Origin of the sequence: Exiguobacterium sp. s50, assembly GCF_018618175.1 — a bacterium.
In the GTDB taxonomy this organism is placed as follows: Bacteria; Bacillota; Bacilli; order Exiguobacteriales; family Exiguobacteriaceae; genus Exiguobacterium; species Exiguobacterium chiriqhucha.
The window spans coordinates 41996-55929 of record NZ_JACSLP010000008.1 but is presented as its reverse complement, the minus strand read 5'-3'; the positions used below and the strand labels follow the sequence as shown (position 1 = coordinate 55929).

Here is a 13934-nt window from a genome sequence, read left to right as displayed (position 1 = left end):
TTCGAAAAACTAAATCGTCAAATCTTTTCGCGTGAAGCGTCCATAAGATAGGAGCATTGCGACGACGAGAATCCCCGCCAACAAGAAGAAAGAACGAAGCGTGGAATCCCCTTGGATTTGTGCGTTGGCGTCAAACAACGAGAAAATCGACAGCGCATTCAACCAGTCGAGCTGGTCACTAAATCCCGAGAACACGTTCGCCATTAAGAAGAGGGCGAATATCCCTCCCGTGACCATGTAGGACCGCGAACTGTCGTCGAACAGGCTCGCGAGCACATAAGCGAGCGTTCCGAGCACGAGCAGCATCAGACCCGCGTTCAACTGAAGTGTCCACAATAAGCCGAGGTCAATCTGTAAATCAAACAACACGTTGGCGAGCATGAGACTAAGCCCATTCAGTCCGACGAGCAAGGTTGACGCCATCAAGAGCACGATCAGACTGGCCGTCACGTAACCGCTGCGCGAAATCGGTGCGGCCAAATAGAGCATGACCTCGCCAGAGTCGACTGGTTTGGCCATGAGCCGTGAGGCGAATGTGAGCGCGAACAGAATCGCCAACACGTAAAAGATGAGCCCATAGTAATTGCCGGCCAATAAATTCATGACGTTGTCCATCGCCATATTCGGATCGATTTTGAACACATCGAGCAGCTCAGGTGGCAACGAATCCAATTTGCCTTCAATCAGCCCCGTCTCTTGGATAGACGGGAACACCGCCGCCAAAAAGAACAAGTAGAGACTCGTCCCGAGCGAGTAGCCAAAAATCCAGCTCCGGTTTTGTTTGAACAGTGCCGAAATGAGAACCATTTAGTTCGCCTCCCCGTAATATTGCATGAATAGATGCTCAAGCTCGTCGGTGCCGCTCGACAACGATTGGACCTCATGACGAGTGAGCCGATGAATCAAGTCGTTCAACTCCTCGACCGTCGACAAGTTGACAGTGACGACCACTCCGTCCCGCACACCAATTTCTTCGCTCAAGCGCTGAGCTGCCACCTCGTCCTTCAATTCGATTCGATACGTCTTCTGACTATGCCGTTTCAACTCTGTCATCTCCGCTTCGATAATCATCCGACCGTCGCGGATGAGCGCGGCCCGGTCGCATGTCTTCTCCATCTCGGGAAAGTGGTGCGAACTCATCAACACTGCCTTGCCCGCAGCCTTCTCCGAGATCACCCAATCGACGAGCCGTTCCTGCATGAGCGGATCGAGTCCGCTCGTCGGTTCATCGAGAATATACACGGGCACATCTTTCATGAAACACGTGACGATGGCGAGCTTTTGTTTCATCCCTTTCGACATCTTACGCACTTTGAGCGATGTGTCAAAAGCGAACACGTCACGCAATGTCCGTTCGCGCTCAGCACTTGTCGCATGAAGCTTTCGGGTAAGACGGATGACGTCCTCACCGGTCATATCCTGAGGGTAATTGATTTCGCCCGGTAAATAACCGACGAGCGCCTTCACCGTCTCGCTCTCGTTCCAACAGTCGTGACCCATAACGGTGGCAATACCGGAATCGGCGTGGAGCAATCCCATCAAGTGACGAATCGTCGTTGATTTCCCTGCCCCGTTCGGCCCGATGAAACCGAAGACGGTACCAGGTTCGACGGTGAACGACACGTCGAAGATGCCGTGGGATGAATCAAACCGTTTCGTCAATCCTTTCAATTGAATCACTGTCCTCACTCCTTAGTTTTGAAATATATAGTTTATATGATTACAAAACTAGTATATCACGTTATTTTTTGAAATGGAAATGGTATATTGGTTACAAAACTACAAAAGAAGCGAGGATGCCCATGGATGGATTCACAAAACGGACCGAGACGAAGCGACGCGCGATTTTAGACGCTGCCGTTCGACTGATGGCCGTGAAACAGTCCCGTTTCACGGTGAGCGAGCTTGCCCGCGCCGCGTCGGTCTCACCGGTATCGATTTATAATTATTTCGGATCGAAAGAACAAGTAATCATCGCCGTCTTGACCGAGATGACGGAAGAACAGATGGGATGGATTGAGTCACAAATCGCTGACCATGTCCCGTTCGATCAATTGCTGATCGAGATTTTGTCTCGTAAAATTGAGACGGCTGGGCTGTTCGACGAGACGATCACGACAATGATTCAAGCGGACCCATCGTGGCAACAGTTGGCCGGTCGAGGCTACGCCGCATTCCGGCAATTGATTGAATATGGAAAGACGAGCGGGGCCATCGACCCGGAGCTGTCGACCGATTCGTATATACGGTACGTCCAACTCGTGCAGCAGGCGATTTTATCCGACCCGAGCCTGTCGACGTCACCGATGACCGATTCGATGCAAGATTATTTCCGATTTTTCCTTCACGGCATCATCCGGAAACATAACTAAAAAGTCGCCTTCCCCTTCTTATGTATATAGTAAGGGGGTAGGCGACTTTTTATATTTCATTATTATTTATCGTTCGTTCGGAACACGGATTCCTCGATTGGATAGAGTGACAGGTCAAGCTCGCAGTCCCCGGTCATAACGAGGTCGGCGAGCACTTTCCCGATGAACGGACCGACCGTCAAACCGGACGAGCCGAGACCGTTCGCGACGAGCAACTGCTCCGCTCCCGGAACGCGTCCGAGAATCGGAATCGAGTTCGGGGTGACCGGGCGAAAGCCGACCCGCGTCTCAATCAGTTCGGCCTCAGCGAGTCCAGGGGCCGATTCCAGCCCTTTCGAGAGCACTTCATGAATTCCGATTGCCGTCGGCCGTGCGTCGAACGCCTTGTCACGCTCATGCGTCGAACCGATGACGATTCGCCCTTCTTCAAACCCGAGCAAATAACGACGCCGTGGTGGCATGACGACCGGCCAATCAGACGCATCCGTGTCCGGCAGCTGCACGTGCACGATTTGCGCTTTCTCCCCGGCGACACGGGCCGTATAGCCGATCGGCTCCATCAAATCGGGCAACCACGCCCCACAGGCGAGCACAATCTCATCCGCCTCAAAGCGGACACCGTCGCACTCGACATGATAGCCGTCCGTTTCGACGAGGACGGCCGAACCGTCGACCAAGGTCACGCCACGCTTCACGGCGACCCGTTCGAGGGCCGCTCGCAATTTCTCTCCATCCACACGAGCCCCGCCTTCGACAAGGAGGGCGTCATATTCGTCCGAGAGCGGTGGAAATAGCGCTCTCGCTTCTTCCGCTGTCATCCGGGTCAACTCCCCGATTTCTGGTGCTTCTTCCCGGCGTAGCGCCGTCCGTTCTTGCATCTCGTTCAATTTCTTGTCTTCATGCAAGGCGAGCGTCCCGACACGTTTGTAGCCGGTCTCCGTCTCGCCTTCTTGTTTCAAGTCCTCGACGACCGTCGCATAGTAGTGAGCGCCGCCTTTGGCGAGCGCGTACCATGCCTTATTGCGACGCTGGGCAATCCATGGGCAGACGATGCCTGCCGCGGCGTCGGTGGCACGGCCTTTCTCTTTCCGGTCGATGACGGTGACGTCGGCTTTCCCGGCTAAATGGTAAGCGGTCGAGATGCCGACGATTCCTGATCCAATTATAATCACTTTTTTCATAACAGCTGCGCCTTCATCGGTTCGATGTCGGCTTCACATCCTTTCATAAAAAATCACCGGCCTGAAGGCCGATGATCAGTCGCGCATGGCGAGGCGATACAGTAAATCAAGAATTTCAATATAGAGCCAGATGAGCGTCACAATCAAACCGAACGCTGCGACCCATTCGAGCTCTTTCGGAGCCCGGCTCTCGACTTGACGAGCAATATAGTCGAAATCGAGGACGAGCGCGAGTGAGGCGATGATGACGATCACAAATTGCACGCCGATGGCGAGCGGTGACGAGCCCGTCATGAACGGGAGTCCTGAACCGAAGAAACTCATCCCGATTTGGACGAGATAGAGCAACATGACCGTAAAGATCGCGGCTGTGACTCCGGCACGGAACTTTTGCGTCACTTTGACGAGACCCGTCGAGTAGACGAACCACATCGCGAACGCGACGATGAACGTCGTCAAGACGGCACGGCCGACGATGCCCGGGAGCATCGCTTCAAAGAAATAGGAAATCAATCCGACGAACACACCTTCAACGATGCCATACAATGGTGCGACAACGGGTGCTGTTCTCGGTTTGAACGTGATGACGAGCGCCAAAATTAAGCCGAGAATGAGCGAACCAATCATGAGCGGGAACAGCAATGCTTCTCCGATTGTCGGTACGAGCATCCACGTCGTCCCGGCGGCTGCCGTGACGAGCAAGAGTAATGTGAACACTTTCGACCACGTGCCGGCTTTCGTCATCGGCGTGGTGCTATAAGCTGTTGTCTCCATCGATTTACGGAGAACTGGATTCGATTTAAGTCTCAACTGTCGTTAACCCCTTTATTCTATTTTCAGTGTTTGGCCATGACTTTGATGAATTCCCGCATATAGTCAGGCAGGTCAGGTGGACGGCGGCTCGAGACGATATGGCCATCGACGACGACCGGCTCATCATGCCAAATCGCACCGGCGTTTTCCATATCATCTTTAATGCCCGGTGTGCTCGTGACGTTGACACCATCGAGAATTTTGGCTGAAATCAACACCCAGCCCGCGTGACAGATTTGACCGATCGGCCGCTTCTCGTCATGCATATAACGGACGAACCCTTTCACCGAATCAAATCGGCGCAACAAGTCTGGGGACCAGCCACCCGGGACGAGTATGGCGTCGTACGATGAGATGTCGACGTCATCGAACGCGATGTCCGATTTGGCCGGGACGCCGTACTTGCCGATATAGGCGTGATCCGCCTTCTCGCCGGCCAGGATGACGTTTGCGCCTTCCTCGCGCAACCGATGGACCGGATACCATAATTCTAAATCTTCAAAGTCGTCGCTGACGATTTGCAGGACATTCTTACCTTGTAATTGCATCGAATCCCTCCCTTTATTTGTCTTTCACAAGTATACCCCATAAGCCACGTGGCGAAAACAGGGACTGTCCACCAAGTGCGCATCTCGCTCTCGATTGAATCAATTTGTTTGTGTCACGGTCACGATCACATTTCCAGCCTTTCCTCCGGCATCAACGTATCGGTGCGCTGCGACGATGTCCTCGAGCGGATAAACCGAATCGATGACAGCCTTTAACCGGCCGGCTTCAAACAGCTCGTTCAAGAAAGCCAAATCCTCTTTCCGTTCACTGGCAGGTCCTTGCCCAGCGACAGAACTGAATTTCCCGTGTGCGGCGACATGTTTCCGGGCCATCCGCTTATCGATTTTACCAGCCGCATCGAACACAGCGTCGTATGTGGTCAGTTTCTCGTCGTAGCCGTCTATGGTGTAGTCAATCATCACGTCCGTGCCGAGATTTCTGACAAGTTCGAAGTTTCGCTCCCGACAGACTGCCGTTACGTGAGCCCCGTAATATTTCGCGATTTGAACGGCCATCGAACCGACTGCCCCGGACGCCCCGTAAATTAATACGGTCTTCGCTTGTTCGATGTTCGCTTTACGCAAAAAGTGAAGAGTCGTCGTCCCGCCGAACGGCAAGCTGGCTGCTTCGACAAAACTAGCGTTGTTCGGCATGCGTTCGACACATTTACTCGCTTTGACACACGCATATTCAGCATAGCCGCCGAACCGCATCCCGGTCAGTGCATAGACGCGGTCGCCGACCTTGAACTGCTCGACACGGCTGCCCGTCTCGACGACCTCGCCTGCCAAGACGACACCGAGAATCGGTTGGCGCGGTGCCTTGAAACCGACGACGATTCGCATCGGCAGCTTGCCTAGAGGCGGTACATCGAGTGACCGCAACCGCCGGTCACCTGAATGGACGGCTGTCGTATGGACTTGAATCAATAACTCGTCCGATTTTGGTACAGGCTTGTCGACTTCTTGAAGCTGTAACACGTCCGGTGGTCCATATGCGGTACAAATCACTGCTTTCATCATGTTCCTCCTCACAAGACTGAACAAAACAATGAGCTGTCACGACAAAGGATTTTTGCACGTTTTATTCTACTATTGTCACATCTTCAACTTGTGAAACATCAGTGTTCTCAAATCGATATTTAGAAGACAACTCTGCTGAATGACCATCATTTTATCAATATATTGTGTTATAATGAGTGCGACTTTTTGTAAATTCGAACGAGAAAGGGGACTTCCCACATGAAGCAATATCATGATTTATGCACCCATATCCTTGAGCACGGTGTCGTCAAAGAGGACCGGACCGGGACCGGGACGACGAGCGTGTTCGGCTACCAGATGCGGTTCAATCTTCAGGAGGGATTCCCCCTGGTCACGACGAAAAAACTACATACCCGCTCAATCATCCATGAACTGCTCTGGTTCATCACCGGCAATACGAACGTCAAGTATCTTCAAGATAACGGTGTCCGCATTTGGAACGAGTGGGCAGACGAGGACGGCAATCTCGGCCCTGTCTACGGGGCGCAGTGGCGCTCGTTCCCGAAACCAGACGGCACGAGTGTCGACCAACTCGCGCAAGTGATCGAGCAGATTAAGACGAACCCTGATTCGCGTCGCCTCATCATCTCGGCATGGAATCCAGGGCAACTCGAGGACATGGCGCTCCCGCCGTGCCACCTGTTGTTCCAATTTTACGTCGCGGACGGCAAACTATCATGCCAGCTCTATCAACGTAGCGCTGACACGTTCCTCGGCGTACCATTCAACATCGCGTCATACGCCTTGCTCACGCACATGGTCGCCCATGTGACCGGCCTTGAGGTTGGCGACTTTGTCCATACGCTCGGCGACGCCCACATTTACCATAACCACCTCGAACAAGTGAACCTTCAATTGACACGTGAGCCACGCCCGCTCCCGACATTGAATATCTTGCGAGATGTGACGTCGATCGAGGACTTCCGTTTCGAGGACTTCGAAATCGTCGGCTATGACCCGCATCCTCATATCAAAGGAGCGGTCAGCGTATGATCGTCCACGTCGTCGCCATCGGAAGCAATCGAGAAATCGGGAAAGATAACGCCTTGTTGTGGCGCCTGCCCGATGACTTGAAGCAGTTCAAAGCCATCACGACGGGCCAAACGGTCGTCATGGGTCGTAAAACGTTCGAATCGATCGGTCGTCCGTTACCGAACCGCCGCAATATCGTCGTCACGTCAGACCGATCGTTTTCAGCTGAAGGTGTCGATGTCTGGCACGACCTCGAGTCGCTCAACACCGAGACGACAGACCTTTACATCATCGGCGGCGCGACGCTTTATGAGCAAACACTCTCGATGACGGACCGGTTCTATGTTACTGAGGTCGACGGCACGTTCGAGGCGGACACGTATTATCCACCGCTGCCGGACGGGCTCACCGTGACGGACGAACAGTTCCATCCGGTCGACGAGCGGCATGCCTATAGCTTCACTTTCCGTCAATATGACAAAAGGGACATCGACTGAGTCGACGTCCCTTTTTAGTCGGGCAATTTTTCGAGCCATTGCTCGATTTTTTCAGTGATGACATCATGATGGTCCTGTTCGGCCAAGTCGTCGTATAGCGTACCGAGCTCGAGTGCCGTCCGTTTCGACAACGCTAACACATGACTGTACTTGCCACGCTGCTCTTTGACGGCCGAGAGCGTCCCTCTCGTCTCCGTCGTACTCGATTCGTCTAAAATGAACATCTCCATATGATCGTTACAGGCGTAACGGTCGTAAGGACGATAGATGACCTCGTATCGTCGATGCTGTTTCGGCAACTGTTCGGCGAGCATGATGTACTTCTCCGGGCTCATCGTCACGTAAGCGAGCCGTTTTTCTTCCCGGACCGCCGTCGAATAACGGATGATTCGATTGCGACCGTCACGCTTCGCCTTGTAGAGCGCCTCGTCGGCGTAAGCGCACCACTCCCCGAGTGTCATCCCGGTCTGACAGACGCGCGTATAGCCGATGGACACCGTCACGTGATGCTCGTATGTAAACGTCATCTCTTCGATTCGGCTGCGGACCCGTTCGAGCACCGCATCGACGACGTGGCGCTCAGACACGTTCAAGATGATGAGGAACTCTTCCCCGCCGTAACGAATCAACTCGTCACTCGAGCGAATCGCCAAACGAACCTCCTCGGCGACGCGATGCAGCACCTCGTCCCCATACGCATGACCAAACGTATCGTTCAACTGCTTGAAATGGTCGATGTCGAGCAGCGCGAGGGTGAAGCTTTCACCGGACCGCTCTAGACGGGACATGAAGCGACTGAACGTCGCTTTCAAATATTTACGGTTGAAGGCGCCTGTCAATTCGTCGACGAGCAGCGCATTCGAGACGAGCCGTGCCTTCTCGATATGATGTCCGAGCCGCACGAGCCGCTCTTCCATCGGGATCCATTCTTCCCAATAGTCATCGAACCCATACGAGTAGGCGGCGAGTCGATAATGTTCATTCGTTCCGATCACAATGAGCGGGACGTACAGCTTCTTCATCTTGCTGACGAACGATTGGATTGCCCGCTCCGGGAAGCGTGCCCACAGTTCGACGTCCATGATGATCGCCTTCGGCACATCTTCATAATCGTATTCGACGGCTTCTTCTAACGTCTGTAAAAAGACAGGACGCGCCCCGAGCTTTTCCACCCGCGGCTTATAACGGCTGAACGTCGCAAAGTTGTTCGACAAAATCAAGACGAGGTCCTCGTCTTCTTGCTCGATGCCGAGGATCGTATGGATATATCGTTTCACCGGGGCAATCAACGCCATCGCTTCTGCTTGCGTCAGGACGGCCGGCAACTCACGCACGTCAGATTCGACACGACTGAAGATTTCAAGCAAGTGCATGAACCGTCGCTGTTTCACTTCTTGTTTCATCCAATCCAATAAAAACTCGATGTCTGTTGTTTGAATCTGTCTCGCGCTCGTGATTTGCGCCAAAATCTTATGTATACGATCTGTGAGTTGCTGCTTCATTCCCGACCCCCCAGTTTCGTTCTCCCGATATTCGCTTCTGACTATGATTATGCGACTTCATCCACGAAAATACAACTATTTACTTATTTTTTCCCTATTGTTTTACAGAAAGTTAGTGCTTACGACCTAATAGACAATAATTAAAGAGCGGTCATGGACCGCCCTTCCCTTATTTACCAACTTTTAGGTTAGGAGATGTCATCTCTTCCGGACGAATCCATTGATTGAACTGCTCTTCCGTCAATAGTCCAGTCTCGAGCGCCGCTTCCTTCAACGACGTCCCATTTTTATGGGCGAGCTTCGCGATTTTGGCTGCGTTCTCGTAACCGATATGCGGGTTGAGTGCCGTCACGAGCATGAGCGAACGTTCCACGTTGTGTGCGATGACGTCCAAATCCGGTTCGATGCCGACGGCGCAATGCACGTCGAACGAATGTAGACTGTCCGTCAACAGACGGCACGTCTGGAGGAAGTTGTACATGATGACAGGCTTGAACACGTTCAACTCGAAGTTTCCTTGGCTCGCCCCGAATCCGATTGTCGCATCATTGCCGAGCACTTGAGCCGCGACCATCGTCAACGCCTCGCTCTGCGTCGGGTTGACTTTTCCTGGCATGATCGAGCTGCCCGGTTCGTTTTCCGGAATCAAAATCTCGCCGATACCGGCACGCGGACCAGAAGCGAGCCAACGGACGTCGTTGGCGATCTTCATCGCGTCCATGGCGAGTGCTTTCAAGGCACCATGTGTGAATACGAGCTGATCGTGGCTCGTGAGCGCATGGAACTTGTTGACGGCCGTGATGAACTGTTTGCCGGTCTCTTGCGAGATTTTCTCGGCCACGACTTCGCCGAACTGCGGATGGGCGTTGATGCCCGTCCCGACTGCCGTTCCGCCGAGAGCGAGCTCTGTCAACGGTTCGAGCGTACGCTCAATCATCTGTTTCGACAGCTCGAGCATACGGACCCAACCGCTAATCTCTTGACCGAGCGTAACCGGCGTCGCGTCTTGCAAGTGCGTCCGACCGATCTTCACGATGTCCATGAATGACTCGGCTTTCTTCGCGAGCGTCGCGTGGAGCGCCTCGATTGACGGCAACACATGATCCTCGACTGCTAGGATGGCCGCAATGTGCATCGCCGTCGGATACGTGTCGTTCGAGCTTTGCGACTTGTTGACGTCGTCATTCGGATGGATCGTAAGCGTCTGACCACGCTCCTTCAACTTATCGTTCGCCAAGTGGGCGATGACTTCGTTGACGTTCATGTTCGACTGTGTCCCTGAACCCGTCTGCCAGACGACGAGTGGAAACTCGGCATCATGTTGCCCAGCGACGATCTCATCTGCGACTTCGGCGATGACGTCGGCTTTCGCTTGCTCCAACACACCGAGCTCAGCGTTGGCGAGTGCGGCACCTTTTTTCAAAATCGCGAAGGCATGCACGACCTCAAGCGGCATTTTTTCCGTCCCGATTTTAAAGTTCTCTAGACTGCGCTGTGTTTGGGCTCCCCATTTGGCTGAAGCCGGAACGTTGATTTCCCCCATCGTGTCCCGTTCGATCCGATATTCCATGAAAATTCCCCCTCTTTTTTTGACTACGCTTTCATTTTAGCGAAACTTTTGCAAAAAAGAAATCATTCCCCTGCAATTGACAAAAAGTCGGGCCCACGCCCGACTTTTAGCCTGTCATCAATGCCCGTTTCGCCACGTCGTGAGCCCGGTTCTCTGCTCGCGGAATCCATTTGATGAACTTATTCGGCAATTCGTCATACAGCGTTAGCGCCTTGACGAACAACGGACGCATCGATTGGTCTTTGAGGAAGCGCTGTTCAAGCGCCCGTACGACCGTCTCGGCGTCTGAATAGAACATAAATGTCAATTCGCCCGTCAGTTCGTGTGCTTGTTCGAGGGCGAACGCGAGCGCGGCGAGCTCCGCCTGAACGCTGGTCAACCCGACGCGTTTGGCGATATACGTGGACACCGTGCCGTCGGTCGTCTTGATCCAGACGCCAAGACCGTTCTCACCCGCCTCCTGGTTCGTCGCCGCATCAAAATAAATGTGAACCAAAGCGATACGCCTCCCAATCGGTCTCAATCGGTGCATGAATATCGATGAGCGAGAGACGTTTCGACAAGAGCGCCACTTCTTCTTGCCCGTCGAGTTTCTTCGCAAACTTCTGATGCGCCTCTTGGAGCGCTTCTTGTCTCACGATGTCGTATAGTGTTTCGACCGTGTCATACGACTGGACAAGAATGGTCGCTGTCTTCGGTCCAATGCCGCGGACACCGGGAATATTATCTGAGGCGTCGCCTTGGAGCGCCTTCACATCGACGAACTGCTCTGGTCGGACGCCGTACGTCGCAACGAACAATTCCCGATTCATGATCATCTCTTCCCCTTTTTTCGGAACGATTTGAAACACGTTCGGGGAAAGCAACTGATGCAAATCGCGGTCTGACGAATACATATACGATTCGCCCGGGAACGCGGTCGCGACGGCCCCAATCAAGTCATCGGCTTCGTACCCGGCGAGCTCAGACTGAAAAATCCCGCGCTCGGTCAACGCTGCCCGCAACTTGACGTAATCGTGGAACAACGGTTCCGGTAAGCCGGTGCGAGTCGCTTTATAGTCCGGAAAGAGGGCGTAACGATGCGTCGTTTCGCGTGGTCCGTCCCAAAAGAAGGCGATATGCGTGAAGTCGTTCGTCCACCCGTCAACTTTTCGAAGTAACCCCTTCAACGTCACATCGGGGTCGAGAGCCCGACGACGCTCTGTGGCAAAATAATAACGTGACAGGAGGTTAAACCCGTCGACCAACATCAATTTCATCATGCATTCACCTCACAAGCTTGTAATCCGCGCGTGAGCGCGTCCCGGTCGAGATTCTTTCCAATCCAGACGAAGACGGAACGCGAGTCGTCGCTCGGTTCGTTCGCGAAAGTCGCCCCCATCAGTTGATTCGTCGCTTGGACGACGAATTTTGATGTTTCTCCGTCTAAACGGACAATCGCCTTCAAGCGATAGACATCATCTTCATAGTGCATGAGCACTTCTCGGACGTATTGAGTGACGCGTTCCCGTTTGAGCGGCACGTCCGTCGTGAGCGTGATGGCCCGAAGTGATGAGACCGAGGAGTGCCCGGCCGTCAGTTGCCCGAGGAGCTGTTCGTCGATTCGTGAGAGCTGGAACGTATTCTCCGTCAAGTCATAGTCGCCGACCGTCTGAACCGTCTCGATGACTCGAACGGTCGGATTCAGCGCATTAATCCGCTCATGCGCCTGTTCGAGCGCATCCGCATCGACGAGGTCGACTTTATTCAACAAAATTACGTCCGCATAGGCGATTTGATGAATTCCTTCAATAAATAGCTCACGGTCCAGTTGACTGGCATCGACGACCGTCAAAATCGCCGTCAACTTGAAACGCGTGCGCAAGTAGTCGTCATAATAAATCGTCTGAATGATCGGTGCCGGGTCGGCCACACCGGTCGTCTCGATGACGATGCGGTCGAACGTATCCTTTGATGCGAGTTGATAGAACGTCTTGCTTAAATCGCTTTGAATCGAGCAACAGATGCAACCGTTCGACAACTCGATCTGCTCTTGGTCCATCTTGACGATCAACTGTTCGTCGATATTCACCGACCCGAGCTCGTTGACGATGACGAGCAACCGCTCGTCCGTCGCTTCTAGCAAGCGATTCATATAGGTCGTTTTTCCGGCGCCTAAAAAACCGGTCACCAATTGCACGGGAATCATGTACTGCACCTCACCTTATAAATTTTCGTGAACTCGCGCCCATTTCTCATAGCGCGCATCCAGCAAGTCAATCAAATGAAGCATCCATGCTTCTGTCGTGACCGGTAACACGCTCGAGCCCCACTCGCGCTTGCCGTGGTGGGATAAAATCATATGCCAAATCCGATGATGGGCGTCGAGCGACAACGTGACGCTTGCGGCCTGTTGACTCTTCTCGAACAACAGTCCGCCGTACGGCATATGTCCGATCAAGCTTCCCATCGGATTGATCGAGATGCCGGTCGTCTCACTCGTACCGTTGACCGAGAACAGTTGCTCGAACCGTTTCGGGGACGACAGCAAGTGACTGTACTCGAACAACTTGCCGATATCATGGAATAAAATCCCGAGCGCGAGTTCGTCCCAACGGAGCGGCTCCTTCAATTCTGCGATGGCCTCGCAGGCCGCATAGAGCGACTCGAACGTGCCCCGGAACGCCTGTTCAACTTTTACACCGTTCATCGTATTCCATACGTCTACTTTGTGCAACTGCTCGGCTTCTTTGATGACCCGGAACGCCATCGCCAAATGGTCGTCCTGTTCTTGGATGCGATAACCGAGTCGAAGCATACAGACCGTGTGCTTCAAGAGGCCGCCGACATAGTTATGATGATGATACAGTGCAGCCGGTGCGAGAACGAAATCGTCCCAATAGCGGTCGAGTAGCGACATCGCGATTGCTTGATAGTCAGGCGAGAGCGTCGACAGAATCGCGAACAGCTCGTCGGCGTATTGATCCATCGTCTCGTCTCCAGGAAGACCTGGCAACAATGAGACGGCCTCGTCCCGGGCAATCGGTTTGGCCCGGTCGATTGTGATTGACTTGGCGCCGTCCGGTTTCGGATAGACGTCGATTTTCCCTTCAAGCTCGATCACACCAGACTCGTAAATCGGTAACAGCTGCTCTTCGTTGCCACGCAACCATTGCTTGGCACGGATGAGTCCGCTCGATGTCGTCAAATTCAGTTGCAGCCATTTGGCACCCGATTTGCCTTCTCTCACTTCGACTGTACTGACGAGCGCTTTCGTCTGGACCGGTGTCCCGTCCGTAAGGTCAGTCAATCGCGTCGACGCTTTTTCGACGGTCGGGAGTTGGAACCGCGTCCGGTCGAAGCCGCTCCCCGTGATCGGATCAATCTGTTGGTAATAATTCATATACAATCCCCTCCTTCTTCTCTTTGCCCATTGTATCGTGTTTTCCACTTCGA

General features: G+C 53.4%; 15 protein-coding genes. 3 read left to right on the top strand and 12 right to left on the bottom strand.

What is annotated here, in order from left to right; all coding sequences use genetic code 11:
- Positions 1 to 9: 9 nt before the first annotated feature.
- Together KNP68_RS12015 and KNP68_RS12010 are read right to left on the bottom strand one after the other, a co-directional pair.
- The gene (locus tag KNP68_RS12015) at positions 10 to 807 is read right to left on the bottom strand and encodes an ABC transporter permease subunit (protein WP_214799710.1); all 798 of its coding nucleotides are present in this window, start codon (positions 805 to 807) and stop codon (positions 10 to 12) included.
- Positions 808 to 1680 carry an ABC transporter ATP-binding protein gene (locus KNP68_RS12010; RefSeq protein WP_214799708.1) on the bottom strand — a complete coding sequence of 291 codons (873 nt, stop codon included), beginning with the start codon at positions 1678 to 1680 and terminating at the stop codon, positions 808 to 810.
- A 122-nt stretch (positions 1681 to 1802) separates the two neighbouring features.
- Here KNP68_RS12010 and KNP68_RS12005 point away from each other — a divergent pair, with 122 nt between their 5' ends.
- Positions 1803 to 2372, top strand: a complete 570-nt coding sequence (locus KNP68_RS12005) for a TetR/AcrR family transcriptional regulator (RefSeq protein ID WP_214755901.1) — start codon at positions 1803 to 1805, stop codon at positions 2370 to 2372.
- 62 nt (positions 2373 to 2434) lie between these two features.
- Here the strand turns inward: KNP68_RS12005 and KNP68_RS12000 are convergent, their stop codons facing one another.
- The 4 genes from KNP68_RS12000 to KNP68_RS11985 all read right to left on the bottom strand — a co-directional run bounded on the left by KNP68_RS12000 (position 2435) and on the right by KNP68_RS11985 (position 5934).
- The gene (locus tag KNP68_RS12000; RefSeq protein ID WP_214799706.1) at positions 2435 to 3553 is read right to left on the bottom strand and encodes an NAD(P)/FAD-dependent oxidoreductase; all 1119 of its coding nucleotides are present in this window, start codon (positions 3551 to 3553) and stop codon (positions 2435 to 2437) included.
- 75 nt (positions 3554 to 3628) lie between these two features.
- On the bottom strand, positions 3629 to 4363 hold the full coding sequence (locus KNP68_RS11995) for a Bax inhibitor-1/YccA family protein (RefSeq protein WP_031200225.1): 735 nt from the start codon (positions 4361 to 4363) through the stop codon (positions 3629 to 3631).
- 26 nt (positions 4364 to 4389) lie between these two features.
- Complete coding sequence (locus KNP68_RS11990) at positions 4390 to 4914, bottom strand: type 1 glutamine amidotransferase domain-containing protein (protein WP_021067315.1); 525 nt, start codon at positions 4912 to 4914, stop codon at positions 4390 to 4392.
- A 99-nt stretch (positions 4915 to 5013) separates the two neighbouring features.
- On the bottom strand, positions 5014 to 5934 hold the full coding sequence (locus KNP68_RS11985) for an NAD(P)-dependent alcohol dehydrogenase (protein WP_214799704.1): 921 nt from the start codon (positions 5932 to 5934) through the stop codon (positions 5014 to 5016).
- Positions 5935 to 6156: 222 nt separating this feature from the next.
- Here KNP68_RS11985 and KNP68_RS11980 point away from each other — a divergent pair, with 222 nt between their 5' ends.
- The gene (locus KNP68_RS11980) at positions 6157 to 6951 is read left to right on the top strand and encodes a thymidylate synthase (RefSeq protein ID WP_214799703.1); all 795 of its coding nucleotides are present in this window, start codon (positions 6157 to 6159) and stop codon (positions 6949 to 6951) included.
- Positions 6948 to 7427 carry a dihydrofolate reductase gene (locus KNP68_RS11975; protein WP_029595585.1) on the top strand — a complete coding sequence of 160 codons (480 nt, stop codon included), beginning with the start codon at positions 6948 to 6950 and terminating at the stop codon, positions 7425 to 7427. Before KNP68_RS11980 ends, KNP68_RS11975 begins: the two co-directional genes overlap by 4 nt.
- A 14-nt stretch (positions 7428 to 7441) precedes the next feature.
- Here the strand turns inward: KNP68_RS11975 and KNP68_RS11970 are convergent, their stop codons facing one another.
- From KNP68_RS11970 to KNP68_RS11945, 6 genes are all read right to left on the bottom strand, one after another.
- Positions 7442 to 8929 carry a GGDEF domain-containing protein gene (locus KNP68_RS11970; RefSeq protein WP_214755896.1) on the bottom strand — a complete coding sequence of 496 codons (1488 nt, stop codon included), beginning with the start codon at positions 8927 to 8929 and terminating at the stop codon, positions 7442 to 7444.
- Positions 8930 to 9098: 169 nt separating this feature from the next.
- Complete coding sequence (fumC, locus tag KNP68_RS11965; RefSeq protein WP_058763516.1) at positions 9099 to 10499, bottom strand: class II fumarate hydratase; 1401 nt, start codon at positions 10497 to 10499, stop codon at positions 9099 to 9101.
- 106 nt (positions 10500 to 10605) lie between these two features.
- On the bottom strand, positions 10606 to 10995 hold the full coding sequence (locus KNP68_RS11960; RefSeq protein ID WP_214799701.1) for a reverse transcriptase-like protein: 390 nt from the start codon (positions 10993 to 10995) through the stop codon (positions 10606 to 10608).
- A complete protein-coding gene (locus tag KNP68_RS11955; protein ID WP_251131506.1) occupies positions 10976 to 11761 on the bottom strand; it encodes a 5'-3' exonuclease in 786 nt (261 codons plus the stop codon). The genes KNP68_RS11960 and KNP68_RS11955 overlap by 20 nt, the downstream gene beginning before the upstream one ends.
- Positions 11758 to 12687 (bottom strand): CobW family GTP-binding protein, encoded by a 930-nt coding sequence (locus KNP68_RS11950; protein ID WP_029595588.1) that lies wholly within the window; start codon positions 12685 to 12687, stop codon positions 11758 to 11760. Before KNP68_RS11950 ends, KNP68_RS11955 begins: the two co-directional genes overlap by 4 nt.
- A gap of 15 nt (positions 12688 to 12702) precedes the next feature.
- A complete protein-coding gene (locus KNP68_RS11945) occupies positions 12703 to 13881 on the bottom strand; it encodes a DNA-binding protein (RefSeq protein WP_029595589.1) in 1179 nt (392 codons plus the stop codon).
- Positions 13882 to 13934: the final 53 nt, after the last annotated feature.